This window comes from Roseimaritima sediminicola (assembly GCF_009618275.1).
GTDB lineage: Bacteria > Planctomycetota > Planctomycetia > Pirellulales > Pirellulaceae > Roseimaritima > Roseimaritima sediminicola.
This window is the reverse complement of record NZ_WIAD01000026.1, coordinates 40127-64606: the sequence shown is the minus strand read 5'-3', so window position 1 is coordinate 64606 and position 24480 is coordinate 40127. Positions and strand designations below refer to the sequence as shown.

Below are 24480 nucleotides of genomic sequence, written 5' to 3'. Positions count from 1 at the left end.
CTAGGGATTGAACGCGCCGTCGATGGCGTCTCCCGAAGTTTTAAAACTTTCGTTGGTTCTGTCTGCCAACAACATGACCGAGCCCACACAGGCGACAACGATCAGAGCCAGCATCACGGCGTACTCCACAGCGGTGGGTCCGTCTTCCTCGAGCAGGAACCGACCGACGGCGGAAAGGGCGTTTGGGAGTTTCATCGAACGAAAGTCTCGTAGAAGTCAAAGCGGTGCAAGTCGTGGCTACTAAACTCTATGTCACCCTGCTTCGGGGCCGCCCCCAGAACGGGTTTTCTAAACGGTCCTCGTGTTCACCGGTTCGGATTGTCACAGCTGGGCGGGTTCTGACGCTGCGCTGTCTGGGAGGTTAGAATACCGCTACAAACTCGTTCTTTTCTCCTACGAATGCTTCATGCTCGGACCGGTTTTTAATCGCGAAGCGGTTGTGGCCCCCAAGCGGCCGCGGTTGTTTCTGTCGCGATCGCTGTATCTGCTGACGCTGTTTCTCCTGCTGTGTACCGGCTATCTGGTGCTCTCGGGCATGCGACCGCTGCGGATGGTCGGCGACCTATCTCGCTTTGGTGGGTCGATGTTCCTGTTATTGGCCCCGCTGCAGTTGCTGGTGCTGACGTTTCAGGCGGCCGTCGGTGCAACGAGCAGCGTGGCGCAGGAGAAGGACCGGCGAACGCTGATCCTGATGCTGCTGACCCGGTTGTCGGGTTTTGAGGTCGTCGTGGGCAAGCTGGCCTCGAGCTTGATCGTGGTGTTTTCCATGCTGGCGGCCGCCTTGCCTTTGTTTCTGGTGTTGCCCCTGTTCGGCGGCGTGTCGGCTCGCCAGGTGCTCGACGTCTACGCCGTGACATTGGCGACCGTGGTGTTTGCCACGGCCGTGGGTACGGTGGTGGGCCTGTGGCGAGAAAAAACGTTTCAATCGATCGCCTTTACCGTGCTGGCGATCGTGTTGTGGATTGCTTTTTGGGAGATTTTGGCCAGCGACGTCGTCCCGGCCGTCTCGGCCTCGTGGGCCGTACTGGGCAGCCCGATCCGGGCGTTGCTCGCGGCGATGTCGCCGCTGCCGTCGATCGAGGGTATCGGGGTCTCGCCGGCGGTTGGTTACTCGATCTTTACGCTCTTGGTCGCCGCGGCGGTCACAGGCGTCGGCGTGGCCAGGGTGCGGGTCTGGAATCCGTCGCGTGAAGTCCGTCTGAAGCCCAGCCAAGCCGAACACAGCGACGAGGCCAGCGATCAACACGCCTCGACCACGTGGCGCGCTCGCGCGGCCCGTCCGGTCTGGACCAACCCGATCCTGTGGCGCGAGATCCGTACCTGGGCTTATGGTCGCAAAGTCCTATTGATTCGCTTGGCCTATCTGTTGATCGCCGCCCTGGTCGCCTTGGTCCTGTACCAAAGCGTGCAAAGCGGCGTGGCCTTTGAACGCACCGGGGTCGCCGGCCGCTCGCTGCCCGCGGCCACCTTGCCGGTGGCCGCCCTTGGCGTGGTCAGCCTGTTGTTGGTCAACGCCCTGGCCGTCAACAGCGTGACCACCGAACGCGACGTGTTGGCGTTGGATCTGTTGATGGTCACCGACCTGCGACCTTCGGAGTTCGTGTTCGGCAAGATCTTGGGAGTGCTGTACGTAACCAAAGAAATGGTCCTGGTACCGCTGGCGATTCTGATTGCCCTGGGGGCCAGCGGAGTCATGACGGTGCCACACACCGTCTACGCCGTGACCGGGGCGTTGGCCTTGTATTTGTTCGTCACCACGGTCGGAGTCCACTGTGGCCTGAATTACCCGGCCGGCCGGACGGCGACGCTGGTCAGTTTGGGCACGGTGTTCTTTTTGTGTGTGGGCGTCGCGATCTGCATGGTGATCATGGTCAGTTTCCGCGGCGCGTTCGAACTGCAACTGGCACCGTTTTTGGCGATGATTCTGGGCGGCGGAGCGGGGCTGTACGCCGCCTTGGGTTGGCGTAATCCATCCTCGGCGATCTTCGCCGCATCCTTCCTATTGCCCTTGATCACGTTCTACTCGATCACCCAGTTCCTGTTGCAGCGAGACCACTTGCTGGTGTGGTTTCCCGTCATGGGCGGGTATCTGTTTGCCACGGCCGCGATGTTGATTCCGGCGCTCAGCGAGTTCGACGTGTCGCTGGAGCAGCAGCGGGGCGGGGAGAGCAACGAGTGAGCGCGTGGCCGGTGGTCCTGCCATGGCTGTTGCCGATGGCGACCCTGATCGTGTTGAGTGCGTTTTTCAGCAGCAGCGAAGCGGCCCTGTTCTCGCTGCGTGCCCGCGATCTCCGCACCCTCGCGCGGCGCGGTGCTGCCGGCCGCGCGGCGGGTCGACTGCTGGAGCAACCCGAACGGCTGTTGTCGGCGATTCTGTTCTGGAATCTGATGATCAACATGCTGTACTTCGGCATCGCTTCGATCGTGGGCGGACGCCTGGAGCAGGCGGAGCAGGGCGGGAGCGCCGCGGCGATCGGGTTCACGGTGGCCAGTTTGTTGGCGATCATCTTTTGCAGTGAGATGCTGCCCAAGAGTCTGGCCGTGGTCTCCCCGGTACGGCTGTCCTTCTACATCGCCCCGCCACTGACCCTGGCCGTTCGCGCCGTGTCCCCCCTGCTGCCGGTGATCTCCGTCGCAAACCTGTTCACCCGGCGATTGATCTGGCCCAGCTTTGAACCCGAAGCCGATCTGGACCTGACCGATATCGAACGCGCCATCGATCTGGGCACCGGCGACGCCGCCCTGGCCGCCCGCGAACGGGCCATGCTGCAGCGTCTGGTGGAGATGGCCGACACGCGAGTCGGTGAATGGATGTGCCCGCGCAGCCAACTCCGCATCGACACCCTGCCGGTCGACGAAGACATCCTCCAGCGGCCGTTGCCGCCCGACGGATACCTGTTGTTCGCCGAACCGGGAACCGAAGAAGTGGTCGCGGCGGTCGCCGTTCGGCGGCTGCGTCCGAGCCAGATCGACGACCTGGCAAACCATGTCGAATCGGTGCTGTACGTGCCCTGGTCGGCAACCGTCTCGCACGCCCTGGACGTGATGGTCCAGCAGGATCGACACGTCGTCGCCGTGGTCAACGAGTACGGCGAGACGGTCGGCGTGCTGACGATGGACGACGTCATGCGGCAATTGCTCAGCGGCCCCGATCGCCATCCCTACCACACCACGCGTTCGCAGATCGAAGAGGTCGAACCGGGCCTGCTACGCGTTGCCGGTAACACCAGCGCGCGGCGGTTGGCAAAACTGCTGGGCTTGGCCCGCCCCGAAGGACGCAGCGTCACGGTCACCGGCTGGATGCAACGCGTCAACGAGCGCGTGCCGCGGCTGGGCGACACCTGCCGGTGGGAACACTACCAGTTGAAAGTGTGTGACGAGCACGAGGACGGAACGCTGTCGATCGAAATCCGCTCGATCGACGATGTCGACGCCGAGGAGCCGCTGCGATGATGCTGGCCCTGGCCCTGTTCCTGACCGGTTTAGCCCTGAGTGCGTTCTTCAGTGGCAGCGAAACGGGCATGTACCGCGTCTCGCGCATCCGCGTCGTCCTGGACGGCCTGTCCCGCGGCTGGGCCGCGCGCGGACTGGTCTGGTTGCTGAATCACTCGACCGTCTTTATCGCGACCGCGTTGGTCGGCAACAATCTGGCCAACTACGTGACCAGCCTGGCGATCGTGCTGGGCGTTCAGGCCAGCCTGTCGGGCAGCGCCAGTGCCGAACTGCTGGGCACCATCCTGATGACGCCCGTGGTCTTTGTGTTTGGGGAACTGTTGCCCAAGTTCCTGTTCTACCACGCCCCGTATCGGTTGCTGTCCTATACGCGGCCCGTGCTGCTGTTCTTTACCGTCCTGTTCCTGCCGGTCTCGCTGCTGCTGGGACTGCTGGCCCGAGCCCTGCGTTACGTGACCGGCGAAACCCCCTTTCACGTCCGCCTGGGGATGGCTCGGCGAGAACTCGAACAGGTCCTCCGCGAAGGTCACGAAGCGGGGATCCTGGCCGGCAGCCAACGGGCGTTGGCGAACAACGTGTTCGAGATCGGCAATCAGCCGGCCGTGCGGTTCGGCGTTCCGTTGTCGCGATTGGCAACGGTCGACGAAGGCGACGATCGAGACGCTGCCAAGAGCGCCGCACGCCGCCAGGGACATCCCATCGTGCTGGTGCGGCGGCACAAAAAAATCGTCGGGTGCCTGCTGTTCGCCGACCTGCTGAACGAACAACGCGACGTTGAACCGTCGCCGGTCGTCGACGCCCTGGCCACCGACAAACACATGTCCGTCCTGCTGCGGCTGTACGAAACCGGCTCCGAAGTGGCCGTCCTGACCGATCGCGACGGCACGGTCCGCAGTGTCGTCACCCGCCGGCAATTATTGCTGCCCCTGTTAACGGCCGGCAGCAGTTGACCAAAAAAAGTAGCCGAAGTCGCCAGAGTTCAGCGACGGCGAGTTCAGCGACGCCGCCGCTAACGCGTATAACCCAGTTGCCGGATCACGGCCAACATCTCTTCGAACGTGATGTAGCGCCGGCGGTGACGGGCCTTGTAACCGTCGATGGCCAAAGCCAATTCGCGGGCATCCTCGGAGAGTTCCGAGTGGGAACTGCCAAATTGCCGACGCTCCCTCTGCGGAGGCGTGCTGGAACTGCGACGTTCGACGAAGCGAGGCGGGACGACCGGCGCCGAGGGCGCCGTATCGGGGGTCGTTTGGCTGGCCGCGTTGAATGGTGTTTGCATCGGCGGGGTCCACACAGGAGAAAAGACAAGGTCCGTAACAGTGCAACCCTAGCCCGCAAAAACCGGCCGAGCAAATTGTTTCCCGGCGCCCGCAGCGGGACGGCAGAAGGTCGCCAAAACGGTTGTGAGGATTGCAACGGATGCGAGCGGCCCAGTCCGCCCGCCCGGCGCGTTCAGCGCCGCGGCCCCTGTTCGGCCTCGGCAGCCAACCGAATCTCGCGTTCGACGTGCGTTCGCAGGTCTTGCCCCAGGGCGGAACCGGGCTCCAGTTGCAAGGCCCGCTCCATGGCCACCTCCGCCGTCGCGATGTCGCCCGTTTCCAGCGACAAGGAGGCGATTTGCAGGTGGATACTGGCATCGTTGGGACTGGCCCCGGCCGCGGCGGCAAAGCAGCGTGCCGCTTCGTCGGGCCGCTGCAGCTGGCGCATGGCGATCCCGCGGAGCACGTGCACGCGCGACGGACATCCCTGATCACCGGCGGAGTCGCGAAGCCGATCCAGGGTGGCCAGCAAGCGTTCGTAGCGGCCCTGCTGGCGGTACAGTTCCGCCGCCTGGATTTGGACTTCGGGATAATCCGGCTGCAGCGCCAGGGCGCGGTGGTACGCCGCCAGGGCGGCTTCGCTGTCGCCTCGGCACCGCAGGCAGTCGCCGCGCAGGGCCCAGGCCGCCGGCAGATCGCGGCCCACGGGCAACGCTTCGGCACAACACTGCTCGGCCGCTTGCAGGTCGCCCAGTTCGAAATGCATCCGGCCCAGCCGTACCAACAGCTCCGGGTGCGCACCGCTCAGCCGAACCGCCGACTGCATGTACTCCACGGCTTCCTCGCGTTCGGCCCGCCGCCACAGCGTTTCGGCCATGCCCCAATTGGCTCGGTCGTCGGCGCGGTTCAGGTCCAAGGCCCCGGCGAACAATTCTTCGGCCAACTGCCAGCGGCCACCGTGCATCGCTTCCAATCCCTGCCGGGTCAGCCGACGGGCCGCGATCGAATGTCGGCTCTCCGAACGAGCCCGAATCGCCCGGCAACCACAGCTGCTGATCCCGGTCGCGATCAGCAGGCTGGCCACGATCGCGCGGCGCAGCAGCCCCCGCCGGGCCGCGCGGGCCATGGCAGCGGCCGCGCGGGCCATGGCAGCAGCCGCGCGGGCCATCGCCGCGGCCGCATGGGCCGTTGGATCAGAGCAGCGGTTTGACATAGAATTCTCGTAGCAAATCCGTTTGGACAAGATCAAGCCGACCCTGCGAGCCCCGAGCTGCTGATGCCCGCGACTTTCGACGATTATGGCGTTCGTTTCATGTACCCAGACAACTGGGAAGTGGCCGAACGCACGGCCAACGACGAATCGGTGGGTGTGACGATCGAATCACCCGATGGAACTTTCTTTGCGCTCAATCGTTACAGCGACCTGCACTCCGCCAGCGAACTGCTCGACCAGGTGGAAACCGCCATGCGGGCCGAGTACGAGGAACTGGAGGTCCAGCATCCGGACCTGGAGAACGGCCGGCCGGGCGAGGTCGCTCGCGATCTGCTGTTTTACTACCTGGATCTGCTGATCGTCTCGCGAACCCTGGTGATCCCCGACCGGGGCGACCTGTTGTTGGTGCAGATGCAAAGCGAGAACCGGGATTTCGAAAAGAACGAACTGGTCTTTACCGCGATGCTGCAAACCCTGCGGGAAAGCCTGCAGGAGTCGGATCTACACGGCTCAGCCGATCCGCTGGACAGATTGCAAGACTGACCATCGGCCTTGTAAGCCTTACATGGTTTTTCGGCCGTCCCACGCCGGAACCGTGGCAGATTGCGGTTTTTTCCCCGCTGTCACGCTTTGGCACGCCTCTTGCTTTATCTTCCCGTGCCGTCTCGGCGAGGTACCTGCGCCCCCTGGGTACCCGGCTTCGAGTCGAAGGCATGACGACGGCCGCAATGATTGCAAACTGCGTCTAAGGGAACGGATCGCCATTTGAGCGATCAACCAACGCTCCGCAACGGAGTCTCCCAGCTTCGCAGTGCCCAAGCCGCATAGTCGCCTTTCGCTCCGCGAAAGTAGCGTTCCCACCTCCGCAAGCCGAAGTCGCCAGGCTTTAAGCACGTCGGCATGAATTTTTCGGTAAAACCCCACGACAACACCCTCCCGCGCAGCGGGAGGGTCGGGCTCTTAGGCCCGGGGAGGGCCCTACGAAAACCCTCTCCGGGCCTAAGAGCCCGACTCTCCCAGAGGGAGAGTAAAGCCGAATTATATGTTGCGACGTGCTTAAAAACCCATACCAACCAAACTCTGGCGAGTTCAGCTACGGCAAATGCGGCCACTTTCACAGGCTGGAAGCCTATGCCGCTTTACACCAGGTCCTGTTTGCGTTTTTTGCGGCGGCGGCGAGCGCAAGTCTGGCACACGCCCTTGATGATCAAGCGGTGGCTGCTGACCCGGAAGCCCTGGGCGGCGGCCACCTCGTCGCGCAGCCGCATCAGGTCTTCGCTCTGAAACTCGAACAGTTTCTGGCACTTGGTGCAGTACAGATGGTCGTGCTGGGGATAGCCGTAATCGTGCTCGTAGACCGTGCGGCCGTCGAGCTGAAAACTTTTCAGCAGTCCCGCATCGACGAATTCTTTCAGGGTCCGGTAGACCGTCGGACGGCTGACGTAGTTGTCCTCGCCCTTTCGCGGCAGTTGGTCCATCAGCCCATCGACATCGAAGTGTTGATGGCGGCTGAAGACCTGGTCGACCAGAAAACGACGCTGTTCGGTATTGCGCAGCCGTCGGCTGCGCAGAAACTCGTCGAAACGCTCCTGCGGTGAAAGAGCAACATCGACAGGTTCGAGAGCTTTGTCGAGCATCGTTCGGACAACTGGCAGAGATAGGGAGCGGGGGTGCGTTCCCTATACCATAGTGGCATTATCCGTTTTAGGGAAACCGACCCAGCGGGCGGCCGGGTCTAGGCCAGCCGATCCAGCAGGCGGCTCATCGCGGCGTCCAGTTTCTCGGGCGTTTCGTACGTTCCGTCGGCGATCGCCCGGCGGATCTCCGCGACGCGTTCCAGGCGGATCTCGCCGCCGCCGGCCACCGCTTCGGGCGGGGCGCTGCCGCGGGTTTGCTGGGCGGCCGAGCTCAGATCCAATTGATCCACCGGCGCTGCGGAGCGCTTGGTTTCGGCCGCGTTTGCTTGACCTGGGCTGATCCGGCTGGTGCCTTGAGCCGCTTGGTTGGCGGAGACGCGAATGGGGCCGATAATTTGCATCTTTGGATTGCTCCCTAGGGGATAATGTGGCCCGGTCGCTGCCAACCACCAAACCGGGGGCCGGGCGTGCGAACTGGGCGGCGCAAGGGGAAGGTCACGACAACTCGCCGGGCGAGCTGCCTGGTAATGTGACGGTTTCCGCAGGTCCGGGGCGCCGCAATCCTTGTCCCTTGTGGGATGCAATCCGTAGCAGAAGAGAGACTTCGCTGCGCAATCAAGGCGAAAACCATTACCAGATATCGGCTGGGCCACCTGGCAACCTTAAGCAACTCTCCTGCGACCGGGCAATTTCTTGCGGCAATCCGGACGCCCCGGAAACTATCAAACGGAGCTCTCGCCATGCAAGATCGAAAGCCATGAATCTTTCTAATTCGGCTCAAGATCGCCAAAACGTTTACCGAGACGCTCGCCGGGCCGCCGGCTGGGGGCTGGGCGCAAACTGCCTGCTAGCGGCCCTGAAGCTGGCCGGCGGGGCCCTGACCGGTTCGGCCGCTCTGCTGGCCGATGCGGTCAATTCCCTGGGCGATGTGGCCAGTGCCGGCGCCGTGCGCGGAGCCCTGCACGTGGCCCAGCAGGACGAGGACGAGGAGCATCCCTACGGGCACAGCAAAGCCGAATCGATCGCGGGACTGAGCGTCGCGCTGTTGGTCGCGTTCTCGGCCCTGATGCTGGCCGCCGAAACGATCCGCAGCTGGGGTTCGGCCGCTCACCCGCCGCCGGCCTGGGCCGCCTCGGTGGCCGGACTGTCGGCGCTCATCAAAGAGGGACTGTACCACTACACCTGCCACATCGCTCGGCGGCTGGACGCGGCCTCGCTGCGCGCGATCGCCTGGGACCATCGCAGCGACGCCCTGGCTTCGGCCGCCATCGCGGCCGCCCTCTTCATCGCGCCCTACAGCGGCCCCCTGGCGCCCTTGGTCGACCCGATCGCCGCCTTGGTCGTCTGCGTTTTCTTGATCGCCATCGGCGTGCAGTTGTTCGCTCGCACCGCCGCGGAACTGATGGATCAACAGGCCAGCCCGGCGCTGACGGCCAGCGTCCGCCAGGCGGGCGAGGGCATCGAAGGCGTCTGCGACGTGGAAAAATTGAGGGTACGAAAAAGCGGCCTGGAGTTCTTCGTCGAGATCCACGTGCAGGTCGATGGCCAGATGACCGTCAGCCGCGGTCACCGCATCGGCCACAGCGTCAAAGACGCCATCCTCGCCAAACACCCCCGGATCCGAGATGTCCACGTCCACATCGAACCCCACGACGAGTAACTGACATCGGCTTCGGTGCCACAGCCCCGGCAGGGGCTATGCCGCCCTTCGGGCTGCAACAAAAGCCGATGCCACTGGCTCTCGTACTTAGTTGCGCAGCAGCGGTACTCGTACTCAGCGCAGCGGTACTCGTAATCGGATCGCTGGAGGTTGAAAGAGACGACGGGGTACGGTGTCGGTTTCGAGTACGAGTACGAGCAGGAGTACGAGCACGAGCAGTAAGTCTTCACAGGCTGGAAGCCTATGCCACTAGCTTAGCCCGCAGGGCGGCACAGCCCTTGCCGGCGGTGTCAACCGCCGGGTCAGCACCCCCCAAACAAACAAAAGCCCCGGAGGGGCGACACGGACAGCTGTGATCGCCGCGCCACCCCTCTGGGGTTTCCATTTGTTCGGCCTTTCCATCCCGGGGACTCACGTCCCCGGCAGGGGCTGTGCCGCCCTTCGGGCTGAAACAAAAGCCTATGCCACTGGCTCTCGTACTTAGTTGCGCAGCAGCGGTACTCGTAATCGGATCGCTAGGGGTTGAAAGAGACGACGGGGTACGGTGTCGGTCTCGAGTACGAGTACGGGCAGTAAGTCTTCACAGGCTGGAAGCCTATGCCACTGGCTTAGCCCGCAGGGCGGCACAGCCCTTGCCGGCGGTGTCAACCGCCGGGTCAGCACCCCCAAACAAACAAAAGCCCCGGAGGGGCGACACGGACAGCTGTGATCGCCGCGCCACCCCTCTGGGGTTTCCATTTGTTCGGCCTTTCCATCCCGGGGACTCACAGCCCCGGCAGGGGCTATGCCGCCCTTCGGGCTGAAACAAAAGCCGATGCCACGGTTCACAGGCTGGAAGCCTATGCCACTGGCCTGCCGACTACTTGGCGTTGGCCATGGCGGCTAGCTGAACCGTGGCTCGGGTCTGTTCTTTTTCCAAGAACGCTCGGCCGTATTTGACGTTCACGTGATCCCAGGGCAGCTTGTCCATCAACCCATAGGGCTCGTGTACCTGCTGCTGGGCGTCCAGTCCCGCGTCCTCGATCGCTTGCCACCAGCGCTCGGGGTCGAGGTGCTCGGTCCAGCCGTCCATCCGTGCGCCGCGTTCCCACGCCAGGCGAATCGCCTTGCCGGTACGCCGGTCACCGCGGCTGAGCACGCCTTCGAGCAAACTGGTTTCGATGTCGTGGCACTTGATGTTGATGCTGCGAATCCGCCGGCGGCTCCACAGGTATTTGTGCGCCCATTTGAAGTACTCGCGACGCTGCATGCCGTTCCACTGGTAGGGCGTGTGGGCTTTGGGAACAAAGTTCGACACGCTGGCGGTCACGCGGGCATAGCGGCCGCGGACCTCTTTGCCCACCGTGGCGATCCGCTCGGCCAGGTCGACGATGCCGTCCAGGTCCACCGGCCGTTCGCCCGGCAGGCCGCACATGAAGTACAGTTTGACCGCGTCGAAGCCGTTCTCAAACGCCGCTCGGCAGCCTTCGATCAAATCGTCGTTCTTGATGCGTTTGCGGATCTGTTCCCGCATGTCGTCCCGAGCCACCTCCGGTGCCAAGGTCAACGAACTGCGGCGGCCCGTGCCGATCAACTGGGGCAGCGAACGCAGTTGCTCGTTGACGCGCAAACTGGGCACGCTGATGTTCACGCCCAGTGGCTGGAAAACTTCGTGCAGCCGCCGCACCAAGGGTTCGAAGTGCGGGTAATCGCTGCTGGACAGACTGAGCACACTGATTTCGTTGAAGCCCGTGTTCTCGTAGCTCTCGATCGCGCCCTGCACAATGGTTTCGACCTCGCGAATCCGCAGCGGGCGTTTGATCACCGTGCTCTGACAGAACCGGCACTGATGCGGACAGCCACGCATGATCTCGATGGCGATCCGGTCGTGCACGCATTCGATGTAGGGCACGATGGGTTTGACCGGCAGGGGCAAACCGTCCAGGTCGCGAATCACGCTGGGCGCGATCGTCTCGGGCACGTCGCTGCGGGTGCGATGCAGGGCGACCTGCCGGCCTTCTCGATACTCCGGCGAATAAAACCGCGGCACATAGGCGTATTCCAGTCGGCGGCTGAGCTCTGCGAGGGCCTCTTCGCGTTGCCGCCGACCGGCCTGGCCGCTTAAAAATTCGCCCCGCTCATCGCGAGCCTCCTGCTTCAGCCGCAACCACAGGTCGCACACCTCGGGCAGGGCCGGTTCGCCGTCACCGGTGACCATGACGTCGAAATAATCGGCCATCGGTTCGGGGTTCTGACAGCAGGGCCCGCCGGCCACGACCAGCGGATCGGCCATCGTTCGCTGCTCGGCCTCCAGCGGAATCCCGCCCAGGTCCAGCATCGTCAGCACGTTGGGCGAGCTGATCTCGTACTGCAGCGACAACCCCAGCACGTCGAACTCCGACAGGGCCGTAAAGGTTTCCAGACTGTACAGCGGCACGTCGTGCTTGCGCAGCAGGGCCTCCATATCGGGCCAGGGCGAAAACACCCGTTCGGCCAGCCAGTCCTCGCGACGGTTCATCTGCGAGTACAGTACCTGCAGGCCGTGGTGGCTCATCCCGATCGTGTAGGCATCGGGAAATCCCAGGCACAGTTTGCCGGCGACCGTACGATGATCTTTGACGACGATGTTGCGTTCCCCGCCGACGTACTGGGCCGGCGTTTGCACGTTGGGCCAGACATGGGTTTCGAGAAAACGTTTGCGAGCGTGTTGAATCATCGGTTCACAAAACGGGGTTGAAAGAAGGAAATCGAGGCTTCGCGGCGCGGTCGCCGCCCCACTGGTCTCGTAGCGCCGGTCGGTTAATCTTAACTTTCGCGGATCATAACCAGATTATGCAAGGGAACTAGATTGTGAGCGAGTTCGAAACGGTCGGCAAAGTCAGTGATTTCGAAGAAAATGTCGGCCAGGCCTTCCCCGTAAACGGGCGGATGGTCGCGGTTTTCAAACGCGACGGGGAATTCTTTGCCATCGACGACATGTGCCCTCACATGGGCGCGTCGCTGGCCGAAGGGCACCTGGACGACCACACGGTGACCTGTCCCTGGCACGCTTGGCGATTCTGCATCAAGGACGGCACCTGGGAAGATAACCCCCGCGTCAAGGTCGAGGCCTTTGAGGTGCGAGTCGAGGGCGAGGACGTACAGGTGCGGGTCAATGACTGACCTGGTGATCGCGTTGGCCGTGATGGGGTTGCTATCGGCGGCGCTGGGGCTGGCCTGCGGCTGGACCCGCCTGCCCGAGGGCCAAGGCCGGACCATCTGCCTGACGCTGGCTCTGGTCGGCGGTTTTGCCTTCCTGTGGTACGCCGCGGGTCGGCTGTACTGGGTGCACCTGGTCGATTCCTCGGCCGTGATCGTGTGGTCCAACTGGACGCCGCTGTTCTTTGCCATGGCCGCCGGCCTGGCCTTTCGATTGCCCAAAACCCCGCTCTGGCGTCGCGTTCTGGCTTCGGGACTGTTGGCCGCGGTCGCCGTCCCAGCCTTGCTTTGGCCGCTGCTCGGACCGCTGCTGCGTCCGCCCGCCGTCGGTGACGACCTGGTGTATGGCGGCGTCGTGATGCAGAGTTCGTGGGCGACGTGCAGCCCCGCCGCGGCCGCCACGCTGTTCACCCAAGCCGGCACGCCCACGACCGAAAGCGAAATGATCGGCCCCTGCCTGACCGACGAAGCGGGCACGCCGACGCTGGGGCTGTATCGGGGAATCAAATTAAAAGCCAACGCTACCGGCCGCGACGTCCAACTGCTTTCCGGTGGGATCGACGAGTTGTTGGTCCGAGAGGACTGGCCCGTCCTGCTGTTGGTCCGTCTGCCGGAAACCGGGGTGGACGACCCGCGATACGAGCGACAGTGGGGCTGGATCCCGGGAATGGGCCATTCGGTGGTCGCCGCCGGCGTCACGGCCGACGGACAGATTGAAATCCTGGATCCATCGATCGGCCGCGAGTGGTGGCAGCGGCAGGATCTGGAAGTGCTGTGGCACGGCGACGGCATCCAACTGGACCGCTAGGCAACGCAAACCGCCATCGCGAGGCGGCGTCCTGAGACAAACGGTCCTGAGGCAAGCGGTGGCAGTGCCCCACGGCCAATCCGGCCAGGAAGAACAGGTACATGTGCACCATGGGGATGATCGATACGTCCTGGAACGTGCCGTTGACCAAATAGCCGCAGAGGGCGACCAACAGCAACAGGCCCAGATTACGGTGCACCGACGATTGCTCGGGATCCAGAGGCCGCCCATCGCCCGGGCCCGCACGGCTGGCCAATCGCCAACCGCAGGCCATCCAGTACATCCACAGCACCACCAGCGGTACCACGCCGATCAATCCGGCGTCCACCAGGATCGACAGCAGGACGTTGTGCTGCATGTAGTCCCGCGCGGGTTGCAGGCTGGCGCCGTAGCGGGGCAGGTTGTGATAGGGCTGGGAATGCGCAAAGTAGCGCCCGTATCCCACCCCAGCCAACGGTCGATCCTGAAACATCTCCCAGGCCACGATCGCCAACAGCGGCCGCAGCTGCAAAGATTTTTCGGCTTCGGCCGCCGACAAGTGTTTGTCGCGCTTGAACCGCAGCAATTGATCTTTCAGTCCCAAAGCCGCACCCGCGGTGATCAATAACACGCCGACCAGGCCGGCGACGCGGACCCACCGCGGCACATGCCAGTACGCCAGCACGGCCAGAGCCACCAAACCGCCCAGCCACACGCCGCGGGTCAGCGTCGCGACCATCCCGGCGGTGATCACCACCGCGGCCACCGCATTCAACAGCTTTCCCACTCGGCCGGCTTCGCGCCACAACAGCACCGCCGCGCCCAAGCCGATCGTCATCACGATGCCATTGCCCGCCGGATTCAGCAGCGGTCCGCGAGCGCGTCCGTAGAACTCCCAGATCTGTGGGTCGACGATGTACCGGGGAAACACCAAACCGTGCCAGCCCCGCATCTCGCACCACCCCACCAGCGATAGATAAACGGACAACGCCACCAGCCCACCGAAGACACGTCGCAGCTCGCCCGACTGCAGCGTGACGGCGCGACCGATCCAGTACATCCCCACGGGCAACGCAAAGTAGAACAGCCAACGCGCAACCGGACTGGACTGGTCGGGCAGGGGACCGCCGCGTTGAGTGCTGATCGCCAACCAGGCGGCCAGAAACAACAGGACCCAGTCGCCGCGCGTGAGTCCCTGAAAACGAAACCACCCCAGCCGCCAATGCACCACGGCCATACCGATGACCAGAGCCCACAACACGCGGTCCGCGCTGATCTGAAAAGGCCCGTCGATGGCGAAGAACGCGGGCCCGAAAACGGTCCCCACAATTAATGTTGCTAGAGCCGCCAAGGCGAGACTGCCAACGCGAATCAGGTGGATCACCCACACCACGGAGGCCAGTGCGAACAGGATCGAAAGCAGGTCCATGGCGTTATCGACCTCCTGCCAAAGCCGGAGAACTCGGCGGCACGCGGCCCGGAATCCGTCCGCCGGTCAGCACGGCCACCAGCGTGGGCGTCCAGCGACTGGCCGCTTCCGCCGCCGCGAAACTGAGCAGAATCGCCAGCGGGGCGACCAACCAAAACCGCCAAGCGACCGGCACGACCATCCCGCCGGCTCGCTCGAGCGCTTCACGAAGAGGGAACTCGTGGATCAAGTAAACGAAAAAACTGTCACTCGACAGACGCATCCACCATCCCTGCGGCGCCGCGTGCCGGGCCGCACAACCGCCGGTCGCCAGCACCGCCACGCACCCGATGGCGATGCCCACCTTCTGCAGAATCAATCCGGTCGCCGTATAGTCCTGGACGTACCACAGGTCGAACTCCGGAGCGATCACCATCCGCGCTGCCAACACGCCCATCCATAACCCAACCAGACCGCCGGCAAGCGGGGCCGAGCAACGCGTTAATCGCTCCAAACGCCCCAGCACCGCAGGCTGTCGGGCGAGGCAGGCCCCCAGACAGAAGAACAGCAGGGTTTCGTTGTTGACCAGGTACCAGCCGGCAATGATCGGCGCGGGCTGGGTCTCGGTCATCCACAACAGCGACAGCCCTCCGAGAAAGACCGCGGGCCAACGCGCGACAAAAAAACCCAGCAACGGGGCGATCGAAACCAGCACCATCAGGTCCCGCAGGAACCAAAGCTGCTCGGCCATCGGGTGCAGCAGCAGCCGAGTTGCCAGCTGCGCCGCATCGGCTTCGACCGGCGTGGCCGTCGCATAGCGCAGAGCCAGCCAGCTGAAGACCGCCAGGGTCGACATCAGCAAATAAGGCACGGCCACCGTGCGAACGCGTTTGCTCAGCTTTTGTAGATAGTCCCGCAGCGATCCCGAAAAGGAAACGAAATAAAAACACCCGGCCGCCAAGGCGAACAGGGGCACGGCCACGCGGGCCACGCCATTGACCAACCATTCCTGCCCCCAGCCCTGCAGGCCCCCACCTTGCAGATCATGCCCCAGGGTATCGGCGGAGCGGTAATGGATCAGCACGACCAGAACGGTCGCCATCAGAGCGGCGAGTCGAAAGGTCTTCTGAAGCTGGTCGGAAAGCGGCATCGGGCGAACAGCTGCGTATTTGCGCGGGTCATGACGGTGGTTCGCGAAGCCGCGCCGCACGTTTACCCGCGCCGCACGGTTTTTCCTTCGCACCGCAACTCTAGGTCACCCGTGGCGGCAAGCAAATCGAACGATTCGTCCGGGGCCCCAGCGCAGCGGCGGCCCGGGCTCAGCGCGGCGGCGGCTCGTCCAGCACGTTCGCTTCGTGCTGCAGCCGCTCGAGCAACCCGAGCAGCTGCTGTTCGAGCTCCGTCACGATCGGATCGACCTGGCCGCGTGGCGCCCGTTCGGCGGGGACTTCGATTGGCTCCTCGGCTTCGAGGATCGCTTTCAGGGGATAGGAAGAATCGGGGCGGCCCAAAAAATCTTCCTGCATCCGCTGGATCGTCTCCAGCACCCGCGTGTCGGTCACCGGCGGCACGCTCAGATAGCCCTCCGGATAGGAATCCAGTTTTTGCGCCAGGTCCACCTTCTTCAGCAACCTTCGTAGACGCTCCTTGGCGGGTTCGTCCGCGCTTTCCATCAACAGGGGCAGCAAGCGACTGCGCAGGGTTCGCACGCGGTTCAGCACCGGCGCCCCGGGTTTGGCGGCCCCACGCTCGCGTTCGATCGGCTCCAGCAAGGCTTCGATCAACCCTTCGCGTCGCTCGTGCAAACTGCCGCTTTGTACCTGTCCGATGTGGGCGATCTCCTGCAAGGACAGCAGGGCTTCGGCAACGCGCCGCACGCGCGGCAACAACCGCGACGTATCGACGTCTTCCCAGCCCAGCCGCGTCTCCAGTTTTCTGAGGGCCCGGTCGGCCCACTGATCGATATCGCCCTGGAAGACGTACTTGATACCCACCGGATGAATGACGACTTTGCCGCCGTCGGCTTTCTGCCGCCGCCGGGCTGCGGTGCGAGCGATAAAGGAAACGCCGTCGAGCAACGTTTGCAGGCGGTCGTTGGTGCGGTTGGTGGTGCCTTCGGGAAACAGGATCAAGGGCCGCCGGGCCTTGGCCAGAATATCCATTGCCGCTTCCAGGGACTGCCGATCCTGACCTTCGCGAAACAGACTGAACGCGCCCATCTTCTGGATGGCAAAACTTTCAAACCGATTCTTGTTGAACAGATGCCAGCTGGCCATCGCATACACGTGCTGGTTCAGCTCGCGGGCGGGCCATCCCATGACCAACGGATCGGCATAGCGGCAGTGGTTCGGCGCCAACAGGATGCCATGACCCTGCCGCAGGGATTCCCCCACGCGATCCCAGTGCCGGCATTCGTAATCGATGATCCCTTCTTTGCGACGCAGGTACAGATCGACCAACCGCAGTCTTTGGATCCAGGTCGGCCAACCATTGCCGTGGTGGGGCGGAACAAACCGATACGGTTTCTCAACGATGACGCTCATGAAGGTTTCGGCTGGCAGGCAAGCAAGTGGATCAAGAGGTCAGTTTAGCCAGAGCAAAACCAACCGCCAGCGCGACCAGCAACATCACGGCGAAGACGGCAATCAACAGCCACGGGATCTGCTTCTTGGACTGCAATGCCGGGTGCACCGGCTGGGGCGAAGCGCTGCGGGCGGCCTTGGAACCAGGAATCTTGCTGGGCGAGACGATTTCTTTGGCCGGCGGCAGTTTCACGCCTCGGGGCTGGCTGCTGCGCAGCGGCCGCGGCTCGTAGCCCGATTCCCGTTCCAGATCGATCGTGCTGCCGCTGGAATCCTGCGGTCGGCTTTTCCGCGGCGTCACGGCCACCAAGCGGCCGCTGTCCGAAGGCGACAGCTCCGACAGCGACGTTCCGCTGCCGGTCATCGTATCGCCACCGGTATTGCTGACCGTATCGTGCTTGGAATGCTCGTCCTCGTCGCCGACGCGGGAATCCACCGTGATCGAACCGCTGTCGCTGCCCAATAGCAGCGCCGAGGGCGGTCCGGTTGCGTCGCTGACCAAACGCTTGCTGCTGGCCGGGACGTTGGACGTGGCCAACCACCGCTCGAACGCTTCGGCCACATCGGCGCCCGACTGATATCGATAACGCGGATCCTTCTGGATCATCTTGACCACCATGCCCTCCAGCTCGCCGGGACAGTCGGTGCGGATCTGGCGGATCGACTTGGGCATCTCGGTCTGGTGCTTGGCGATCCGCTGGGCCAGCGAACCTTCGGGGAAGGGCGGTTGGCCGGTCAACATGAAATACAGCGTACAGCCCAGTCCATAGATGTCCGCCCGGTGATCCACATCGTGACTGTTCAAGGCCTGCTCTGGGGCCAGATAGTCGGCCGTTCCCAGCACGTTCTCGTTGTGCTCGATCGTCAACGAAGCCTCTTCGTTGTCGGAAAACAGCGCCAGGCCCATGTCCAACAGGCGGATCGTTCCGTTGCTGTCGATCAACAAATTGGCCGGTTTGATGTCGCGATGGATCAGGCCGCGATCGTGCGCGTGCTGCAATCCGCGAGCGGCTTGGATGACGACCTGGGCCGCGGTGCGGAAATCAAAAGGCCCATCCTTGCGAACGCGAACCTGCAGGTCGTCCCCGTCGACGTACTCCATCACCAGGTAGTGCAGGTCGCCTTCGTTATCGATATCGAAGGCGCGGACGATGTTGGGGTGGTTCAGCGCCGCGATCGCCTTGGCTTCGTTCTGAAAGCGAGCCAGGTAGGAAGCATCCTTGACGCGCCGCCGCGGCAGGACCTTGATCGCCCGCCGGTCGCCCATCTTGATGTGCTGGGCCAAGTACACACTGCTCATCCCCCCCGTACCGAGATGTCCCAACAACTTGTACTTGCCGAGAAAGAAGCCCTTGTACTTGCCGGTCAGCAGTTTTTCGATGTGCCATTCGGTCAGCAGTTTATTGCTGCGAAACAGCGCGGCCAGCTTTTTCGGGTCCTCGGGCAGGTCGCCGTCGTATTTTTCGCGGACTTTGGCGATCAAGCGCTCGCACTTGGCCGGGTCGACCAGTTCGCTCTTGGCGACGAGTTCGACAAATCGTTCCGAGGTGATCTTGGTCATTCGCTCTTATTGGATCGCCACTTGACGAGTGGATCGGGCTGCAGGTGCGTGGAGCGGGCTGCAGGTGCGACGCATACCCAGGCTGTGACAAATCGGTAAACTGCCCACACCGCCATCGTCAAGCTGGTCGGCCGGTTAAAAAAAATACCAAAGTCCCCCCTTCAAGGTAACCCAAAGGTGCCTGCTTTGCCCGAATTCTCTGACTCTCGCCGCCAATCCGGTTGCCTGTCGTGACCAACCCCGAGCCACCCCCGCATGCACAACTTGAGCATCTTCTGTGCCTGTTCGCCAAACACTGGACGCCGGGCACCGTAAAAACGCGTCTGGCTGCGGCTGTGGGCGATGAAACGGCCGCTCAGATCTATCGGACCTTCGTCCAGCACCTGACCGGCGAATTGCGGCCCGCCCTCCGAGAAGGCAACTTCCTTACCCCCATCCTTGCCACCGCTCCCGACGCCGCCGTGGCGACCGTCGCCGCCGCCTTCCCGGACTGGCACGTCGTCGGCCAGGGCGACGGCGACCTCGGCCAGCGGCTAAAGCGGGTGGCGGAACCGGCTTTGCAGCCCGGCCGAACGGTGATCCTGATCGGGGCGGATTGCCCGGACCTGCCGCCGGAGACCATCCACCAGGCTTGCCGGGCTCTGGAGCACCACGACGCCGTGCTCGGGCCCGCCGACGATGGCGGCTACTACCTGCTGGGACTGCGGGGACCCTGGCAGCCGTGGATGGACGGGTTGTTTACGGACATGCCTTGGAGCACCCAGCGGGTCGCCGAAATCACTCGCCAGCGGATCACGGGCGCCGGCCGCAGCTGCGACCTGCTGCCTCCCCGCCACGACGTCGACACCTTGGCCGACCTCCGCCGCCTGCTAGCTCGCCTCCGCACAGCCCAACCCGACCCAGGCGACCAACCCCACGCCGCCGCGTTGGCCCGCCTGCAGAAAGCGTTGCACGACCAGGCTCCCGACATAAAGGGGTCAGGACTCTTTTCCACCGAAACCCAGAAAAAGAGTCCTGACACCTTAATGTCGGAGGTGGTGGTCGTGGGCGGGGGGGTGATCGGTTTGAGCGTCGCTTGGGAAGCCGCCTCGCGGGGACTGAGCGTGACGCTTTTGGAACGCGGCCGGATCGGCGGCGGAACGTCCTGGACCGCCGCCGGTATCCTGCCCCCGGCCAACCCCGACACGGCTCTCGATCCGCTGGACCGCCTGCGCGGGATCAGCCACCGTCTGCACCCTCAGTGGGCCGATCGACTCCGACAGATCACCGGCATCGACAACGGCCTGCGGCGCTGCGGCGGCGTCTACTTGGCGACCAGCCCCGGCGAAGCCGCTGCGTTGCTGGGGCAACAGCAGTACTGGCAGTCCTACCAGATCGACGCGGTGCGGTGGAGCAAGGAAGGGTTGCTGCAGGCCGAACCGCGACTGGCCGGGGGCCGCGCGGCGACGCAACTGCGTACGGCGTTTCTGCTCGAGGACGAGTACCAACTGCGCAGCCCTGATCACCTGCGGGCTCTGCACCGGGCCTGTGAGCTGGCCGGCGTCCGGGTGCTGCCGCACACTCCGGTGCAACGCTTTGCAGAGCAGGGCGGGGCGGTGGAGGTGGAAACCGACCGCGGACGTGTGCGGGGCCAGCACGTCGTGCTGGCCGGTGGAGCCTGGTCGTCGGCGGTAGCCCGAGCTTCGGAACTGGCCTTTGACATCGTCCCGGTCCGTGGCCAAGTGCTGCTGTACCGTTTACCCGCGCCGCCGCTGACCCATGTCATCAACGAAGGCAACCGCTACTTTGTGCCCCGCGAAGACGGGCACCTGTTGGTCGGTTCCTGCGAAGAGGAAGTGGGTTTCAATACCGAGACGACCCGGGCGGCCCTGGGAGAGCTGCGCCGCTGGGCTGAGGGCTTACTGCCGGAACTGGAGGCGCAGGAGCCGGTGCGATCCTGGGCGGGTTTGCGGCCGAGCACGATCGACGGATTCCCTTACATCGGCCGCGTCCCCCGCTCACAGCGACTGTTCGTCGCCACCGGACACTACCGCAGCGGCATGCACCTGTCCTGCGGCACAGCCGTCGCGATCGTCGACCTGATCACCGGCGCCGCCCCACCGCTAGACCTCGACGCCTTCCGCATCGGCCGTGGCTAAACCGTGGCTGAACCGTGGCTGAGCCGTGGCAAAAGCTTCTAGCCTGTGAACGGAATCAGTTCATCGTCGACGCCACCTCGCCGCCTCGTGCGCTGCCCAGCGCCTCCCAGACCTGGCCGTCGACTGTGCCGGGGATCTGGGCGACACTGCCGTCACAGCGGACCACGTTGACCCCGCCGGGATGTGAGCTGCGCGAAGCCATCATCCGGCGCTGCATGGGCCCCAGTTGGTCACTGCAGGGCATCGCCGGCCGCGTTGTGGGAACGCATCCGCCACCGGCCACCACATCGCGCTGGTCGGTGTTGGGCCGGAGCGAGGTCACGATGCCCGAGGCGCCGCCCCACCAGGTCAGCCCCCGTGAGTCGCCTGGCCGTCCCTGCAACACCTCCGCCGCCGCCAACGTATTGCTCGTCCCATCGGTGATCGATGCCAGGGATACATTTCTGCCGAACCGATACGGAAACGCCGTGATCGGTTCCCCAGGTGCCGGTGAATCCACCGTCTCGGAATACGTGTAAGCGCGGAAGGGTGCTCCTAAAAACGGCACACCCTCGAACGCGGTTTGCGAAAAAGTCCATATTGCTGTCGATCAAGTGGAAATGCCCATGGTTCGGTCCACCCGCCAACACGTTGAAATAACACAGACTGTGAGGAAAGGTCCGCAGACTGGCGATCGGCCCCAGTACCAAAGCCGCCGCACCCACCGCCAACCAAACCTTCGAGGCGTGCATACAGAAAACGGAACCAGCCAACAGGAAGGCGAAAGGGAACGCTGGCATGACATAACGGATCCCCGCTCCAAAACCGGTTTGCAAACAGGCCGGTAAAAACAGGGCAACCGCCGGCAGGACGACAAAACATCCCACCTCCAGACGCCCGGGCGTTCGTCCCATGGCCCAGATGGCACTACCGGTGATCACCAACACCCAGGTGCCGATCGGAACCTTGACCGCCACCACATACAGGTAGTACCACCACCAGCTGTGGTCGTACCAACGACCACGAAGATAGGTTCGGATCCGCCCTCTGCTGTTTTCAAAATCGACCTTTTGCAGGTCCATGCCCTCGACCATCGGTGCCGGCAAGGGCACCGGGATAGAGTCCCAGATTGGTCCGTTCAACCGGAACTGGCTGCCCGGCGACGCATCGCCAACAAATGTTTTGCTGTAAAAACGGAAATCGCCCAAACGCGTGAACGATCCGGCGAAACCATAACCCCAATTAATCACATACAACGAAACCAAGAACGCCAATGCCAAATGGCGCAGTCGCAGCAGGAGCTGTCGCTGCGGCTGCGCATATCCGTGTATCACCGAGGCCAACACGATCACCGGAGGCAAGACGATGGCATTGGTCTTGGCCAGCAGTGCCAGGCCCAGCGTCGCACCGGCGGCCAGTGCCAGCGGCAACTGCGGCGCTCGGGACCAGCGCCAAAACAGGTAGCATGTCGCCAGCGACAGGGCGGTCACGCCGACGTCGGCGTTAAGCATCTGGGCGTGAGCGAGAACGCTGGGACTGAAGCACCAGAGGACCAGTGAGGCAAACCCCGCGGCGGCTCCATACAACTGCTTGCCCCAAGAAAAACAAATCCACGCCCCCAGCCAGGCAAATGGCAGGCACGCCCAGCGTCCCATGGTGAACAACCAAAACGCCCGCTCGCTGTTGGCCTTGGCGAACTCGCGACCGGCCAGGTGTTCCATCCGATGGCGGCTATGCAGCGGCACCGCGTCCTGCTCCAGTTCCGCGCCGGCCAAGACGACGGGAATTGCGGCGACCAGTCGCACCAGCGGCGGACTGACTTTGCACAGTTCGAAATGGCCATGTTTCCAGTGACTGACACCGGACGCCAAGTAAGCCGGCTCGTCGGCAATCGGAGAATGGCGGTATGCCGACCAACCGAGCATCAATGTGTAGATGCTGAAAACCATGGCAACCACCCCGCCCAGCAATCTGGGACGACAATCGCGAGTCGGCCCTGCCGGCTGACCATCGGTGGAGGGCGAATCGTTCATCGTAAGCACGTCAGGAACCGTTTGGGAATAATTTCGGCATTTCTCAACGTTCGCCCGAGCGTTGTATGGTCAACGAAATTGCGGCGTGGCAGCCACGGCAGTGGCGACATGTGGTAGCCCTGGGTGCCAACCCAGGGGCCGGACACCCCGCCACCGCGCAAGTCCCGGAGGGACGGCATGAACTACGGTAGCCGCCCCCGCCTGTTGACACGGACTGATTCATGTCGCCCTTCCAGGGCTTGGCGGATGGTGCGGCTACGTTTCCCCAGGCTCGCGCCTGGGGCTACCGCATGCCAGCGCTCCGCGATTCCGAGCAAAGCCTTCTCCGCTCATGGAATCCGTCCAGGGTACAGCATTTCCATCCGTAGCGGTCCATCGCTAGTCGGCCGGTATCGCAGCACGCAACTTGGGCTATTCCGCATACAACGGAGTTATTGCCGAACGGTTCCCCAGCAAAATCGTTTCCGTAGAAGCCTATAACTAAACCCGCCTGCGCAAGAGGAGGGTCGGGATCTCAGGCCCGGGAAGGGCACCGGGCACGGTTTTTTCTTGCACCGTGATCGCCCTTGCCGGAGAATCCCCATCATTCAGAGGGCAGGAATCGGAGGCCCCTCATTTCACGACCATGAAATGCGGCAAGCGAATTGAATCATTACCGAAGCATCGGAGAGGTCGTTGCCATAGCAGCCGATTCGACAACCAACAGCGGCCGGTCCAATCTAACCGTCGCCGTTCCGGTGTACAACGAAGCGGCGACCGTCACCCCGTTGCTCGATCGCTTGTACGCCGAACCGACCAGCAAAGAAATCGTCGTCGTGGACGATGGGTCGACGGATAATTCAGGGGCTTTGATTGCCGAGTGGATGGCGGAGCGAGAAGTTTTAAATTCGCAGACGACGCGGATCGTGCACCTGTCGCACCGGATCAATCGAGGCAAAGGCCGAGCGATTCGCACGGCCCTCGCGGTGGCCGAGGGAGATTATTTTCTAGTGCAGGACGCCGACCTGGAACTCTGTCCATCGGCCTACCAATCGCTCCTGCTGCCGCTGAATGCGAGCGAAGTGGATTGGGTGATCGGGACGCGACAAGCCGACCGGCGACGCTTCCGCACCGGCCACCGCCTGGGACTGGCCCTCGTCAACTCCATGGTCCGGCTCTTGTATGGCTACCGGTTGTCGGACGCGGCCTGCTGTTACAAAGTCGCGCGAACCGAGCGGGTGCGATCGATGCAGCTGCAGTGCGAGGGATTTGAGTTCTGTCCCGAGTTTGTTGCCAAAGCGGCCCGTTTGAACCTCACCGTGCGAGAGGTTCCCGTGCAGTACACACCGCGGCGGACGCAAGAAGGCAAAAAACTGCGGCTGGTATCCGACGGCCTCGAGTGCCTGGGCACGCTGCTGCGGTACCGAAGATGGCAGCCAGAATGCAGCGACGCCTATAATCAGCAGTCACCGACAAAATCGTATGGCGTGCGGGACAGGCGCGGGCGGAGAGCGTGACGCTGCGACAGCGCGATGATTTAAGGGCCAGCCGTGACTGCTGAGAACGCACAGGACATGAGCATCATGGATGAAATGATGACAAATATTTATTTAC

At 63.4% G+C, this 24480-nt stretch carries 20 protein-coding genes and 1 pseudogene; 9 read left to right on the top strand and 12 right to left on the bottom strand.

Annotated features, from left to right (window positions below):
- Positions 1–195, bottom strand: coding sequence for a Flp family type IVb pilin (locus GE027_RS13535; RefSeq protein WP_153557736.1), 195 nt, complete (start codon positions 193–195; stop codon positions 1–3).
- Between the two features lie 211 nt (positions 196–406).
- Here GE027_RS13535 and GE027_RS13530 point away from each other — a divergent pair, with 211 nt between their 5' ends.
- From GE027_RS13530 to GE027_RS13520, 3 genes are read left to right on the top strand one after another with little or no spacing between them, the layout of a single operon-like run.
- The gene (locus GE027_RS13530) at positions 407–2179 is read left to right on the top strand and encodes a hypothetical protein (RefSeq protein WP_153557735.1); all 1773 of its coding nucleotides are present in this window, start codon (positions 407–409) and stop codon (positions 2177–2179) included.
- Positions 2176–3453: a CNNM domain-containing protein gene (locus GE027_RS13525; protein WP_237607526.1), complete on the top strand. Its 1278-nt coding sequence runs from the start codon at positions 2176–2178 to the stop codon at positions 3451–3453. The genes GE027_RS13530 and GE027_RS13525 overlap by 4 nt, the downstream gene beginning before the upstream one ends.
- Positions 3450–4403 (top strand): CNNM domain-containing protein, encoded by a 954-nt coding sequence (locus GE027_RS13520; protein WP_153557734.1) that lies wholly within the window; start codon positions 3450–3452, stop codon positions 4401–4403. The genes GE027_RS13525 and GE027_RS13520 overlap by 4 nt, the downstream gene beginning before the upstream one ends.
- 59 nt (positions 4404–4462) lie before the next feature.
- Here the strand turns inward: GE027_RS13520 and GE027_RS13515 are convergent, their stop codons facing one another.
- Both GE027_RS13515 and GE027_RS13510 read right to left on the bottom strand, forming a co-directional pair.
- Positions 4463–4732, bottom strand: a complete 270-nt coding sequence (locus GE027_RS13515) for a hypothetical protein (protein WP_153557733.1) — start codon at positions 4730–4732, stop codon at positions 4463–4465.
- 173 nt (positions 4733–4905) lie between these two features.
- The gene (locus GE027_RS13510; RefSeq protein ID WP_153557732.1) at positions 4906–5925 is read right to left on the bottom strand and encodes a tetratricopeptide repeat protein; all 1020 of its coding nucleotides are present in this window, start codon (positions 5923–5925) and stop codon (positions 4906–4908) included.
- Between the two features lie 63 nt (positions 5926–5988).
- On the opposite strand from GE027_RS13510, the gene GE027_RS13505 reads away from it, so the two are divergent.
- Entirely contained in the window at positions 5989–6468 is a 480-nt protein-coding gene (locus GE027_RS13505; RefSeq protein ID WP_153557731.1) for a hypothetical protein, read from the top strand.
- A 596-nt stretch (positions 6469–7064) separates the two neighbouring features.
- On the opposite strand, the gene GE027_RS13500 is transcribed toward GE027_RS13505, so the two are convergent.
- Both GE027_RS13500 and flgM read right to left on the bottom strand, forming a co-directional pair.
- Positions 7065–7562, bottom strand: coding sequence for a Fur family transcriptional regulator (locus tag GE027_RS13500; RefSeq protein ID WP_153557730.1), 498 nt, complete (start codon positions 7560–7562; stop codon positions 7065–7067).
- 98 nt (positions 7563–7660) lie between these two features.
- Positions 7661–7963, bottom strand: a complete 303-nt coding sequence (gene flgM / locus GE027_RS13495; RefSeq protein WP_153557729.1) for a flagellar biosynthesis anti-sigma factor FlgM — start codon at positions 7961–7963, stop codon at positions 7661–7663.
- 356 nt (positions 7964–8319) lie between these two features.
- Here flgM and GE027_RS13490 point away from each other — a divergent pair, with 356 nt between their 5' ends.
- Positions 8320–9222 (top strand): cation diffusion facilitator family transporter, encoded by a 903-nt coding sequence (locus GE027_RS13490; protein WP_153557728.1) that lies wholly within the window; start codon positions 8320–8322, stop codon positions 9220–9222.
- An 859-nt stretch (positions 9223–10081) separates the two neighbouring features.
- Here the strand turns inward: GE027_RS13490 and GE027_RS13485 are convergent.
- Positions 10082–11917 carry a TIGR03960 family B12-binding radical SAM protein gene (locus GE027_RS13485; RefSeq protein WP_153557727.1) on the bottom strand — a complete coding sequence of 612 codons (1836 nt, stop codon included), beginning with the start codon at positions 11915–11917 and terminating at the stop codon, positions 10082–10084.
- Between the two features lie 134 nt (positions 11918–12051).
- Between GE027_RS13485 and nirD the strand changes: the two genes are divergently transcribed.
- A complete protein-coding gene (gene nirD / locus GE027_RS13480; RefSeq protein WP_153557726.1) occupies positions 12052–12363 on the top strand; it encodes a nitrite reductase small subunit NirD in 312 nt (103 codons plus the stop codon).
- A complete protein-coding gene (locus tag GE027_RS13475) occupies positions 12356–13207 on the top strand; it encodes a cysteine peptidase family C39 domain-containing protein (protein ID WP_202617412.1) in 852 nt (283 codons plus the stop codon). Before nirD ends, GE027_RS13475 begins: the two co-directional genes overlap by 8 nt.
- On the opposite strand, the gene GE027_RS13470 is transcribed toward GE027_RS13475, so the two are convergent.
- The 4 genes from GE027_RS13470 to GE027_RS13455 form a co-directional block, all read right to left on the bottom strand.
- Positions 13095–14615 (bottom strand): O-antigen ligase family protein, encoded by a 1521-nt coding sequence (locus GE027_RS13470; protein WP_153557725.1) that lies wholly within the window; start codon positions 14613–14615, stop codon positions 13095–13097. The two genes, GE027_RS13475 and GE027_RS13470, sit on opposite strands and share 113 nt — an antisense overlap.
- A 4-nt stretch (positions 14616–14619) precedes the next feature.
- Positions 14620–15744, bottom strand: coding sequence for an acyltransferase family protein (locus GE027_RS13465; protein ID WP_153557724.1), 1125 nt, complete (start codon positions 15742–15744; stop codon positions 14620–14622).
- A gap of 169 nt (positions 15745–15913) precedes the next feature.
- Entirely contained in the window at positions 15914–17137 is a 1224-nt protein-coding gene (locus GE027_RS13460; protein WP_153557723.1) for a 1-acyl-sn-glycerol-3-phosphate acyltransferase, read from the bottom strand.
- A 31-nt stretch (positions 17138–17168) separates the two neighbouring features.
- Positions 17169–18737: a serine/threonine protein kinase gene (locus GE027_RS13455; RefSeq protein WP_153557722.1), complete on the bottom strand. Its 1569-nt coding sequence runs from the start codon at positions 18735–18737 to the stop codon at positions 17169–17171.
- A 230-nt stretch (positions 18738–18967) separates the two neighbouring features.
- Here GE027_RS13455 and thiO point away from each other — a divergent pair, with 230 nt between their 5' ends.
- Positions 18968–20875, top strand: a complete 1908-nt coding sequence (thiO, locus tag GE027_RS13450) for a glycine oxidase ThiO (RefSeq protein WP_153557721.1) — start codon at positions 18968–18970, stop codon at positions 20873–20875.
- Between the two features lie 55 nt (positions 20876–20930).
- On the opposite strand, the gene GE027_RS23430 is transcribed toward thiO, so the two are convergent.
- A complete protein-coding gene (locus GE027_RS23430; RefSeq protein ID WP_237607525.1) occupies positions 20931–21260 on the bottom strand; it encodes a DUF1559 family PulG-like putative transporter in 330 nt (109 codons plus the stop codon).
- An 853-nt stretch (positions 21261–22113) separates the two neighbouring features.
- Positions 22114–22509: pseudogene (locus tag GE027_RS23425) on the bottom strand (glycosyltransferase family 39 protein); the annotation flags it as partial.
- 1022 nt (positions 22510–23531) lie between these two features.
- Between GE027_RS23425 and GE027_RS13435 the strand changes: the two are divergent.
- Positions 23532–24383 carry a glycosyltransferase family 2 protein gene (locus tag GE027_RS13435; RefSeq protein ID WP_153557718.1) on the top strand — a complete coding sequence of 284 codons (852 nt, stop codon included), beginning with the start codon at positions 23532–23534 and terminating at the stop codon, positions 24381–24383.
- The last annotated feature ends 97 nt before the right edge of the window (positions 24384–24480 follow it).

Coding starts and splice junctions, on each gene's coding strand:
- GE027_RS13490 (WP_153557728.1), top strand. CDS start 8,320: ATGAATCTTTCTAATTCGGCTCAAGATCGCCAAAACGTTTACCGAGAC.
- GE027_RS13465 (WP_153557724.1), bottom strand. CDS start 15,744: ATGCCGCTTTCCGACCAGCTTCAGAAGACCTTTCGACTCGCCGCTCTG.
- GE027_RS13500 (WP_153557730.1), bottom strand. CDS start 7,562: ATGCTCGACAAAGCTCTCGAACCTGTCGATGTTGCTCTTTCACCGCAG.
- GE027_RS13455 (WP_153557722.1), bottom strand. CDS start 18,737: ATGACCAAGATCACCTCGGAACGATTTGTCGAACTCGTCGCCAAGAGC.
- GE027_RS13530 (WP_153557735.1), top strand. CDS start 407: ATGCTCGGACCGGTTTTTAATCGCGAAGCGGTTGTGGCCCCCAAGCGG.
- GE027_RS13475 (WP_202617412.1), top strand. CDS start 12,356: ATGACTGACCTGGTGATCGCGTTGGCCGTGATGGGGTTGCTATCGGCG.
- GE027_RS13505 (WP_153557731.1), top strand. CDS start 5,989: ATGCCCGCGACTTTCGACGATTATGGCGTTCGTTTCATGTACCCAGAC.
- GE027_RS13460 (WP_153557723.1), bottom strand. CDS start 17,137: ATGAGCGTCATCGTTGAGAAACCGTATCGGTTTGTTCCGCCCCACCAC.
- GE027_RS13520 (WP_153557734.1), top strand. CDS start 3,450: ATGATGCTGGCCCTGGCCCTGTTCCTGACCGGTTTAGCCCTGAGTGCG.
- GE027_RS13470 (WP_153557725.1), bottom strand. CDS start 14,615: ATGGACCTGCTTTCGATCCTGTTCGCACTGGCCTCCGTGGTGTGGGTG.
- GE027_RS13535 (WP_153557736.1), bottom strand. CDS start 195: ATGAAACTCCCAAACGCCCTTTCCGCCGTCGGTCGGTTCCTGCTCGAG.
- GE027_RS13485 (WP_153557727.1), bottom strand. CDS start 11,917: ATGATTCAACACGCTCGCAAACGTTTTCTCGAAACCCATGTCTGGCCC.
- GE027_RS13510 (WP_153557732.1), bottom strand. CDS start 5,925: ATGTCAAACCGCTGCTCTGATCCAACGGCCCATGCGGCCGCGGCGATG.
- flgM (WP_153557729.1), bottom strand. CDS start 7,963: ATGCAAATTATCGGCCCCATTCGCGTCTCCGCCAACCAAGCGGCTCAA.
- GE027_RS13515 (WP_153557733.1), bottom strand. CDS start 4,732: ATGCAAACACCATTCAACGCGGCCAGCCAAACGACCCCCGATACGGCG.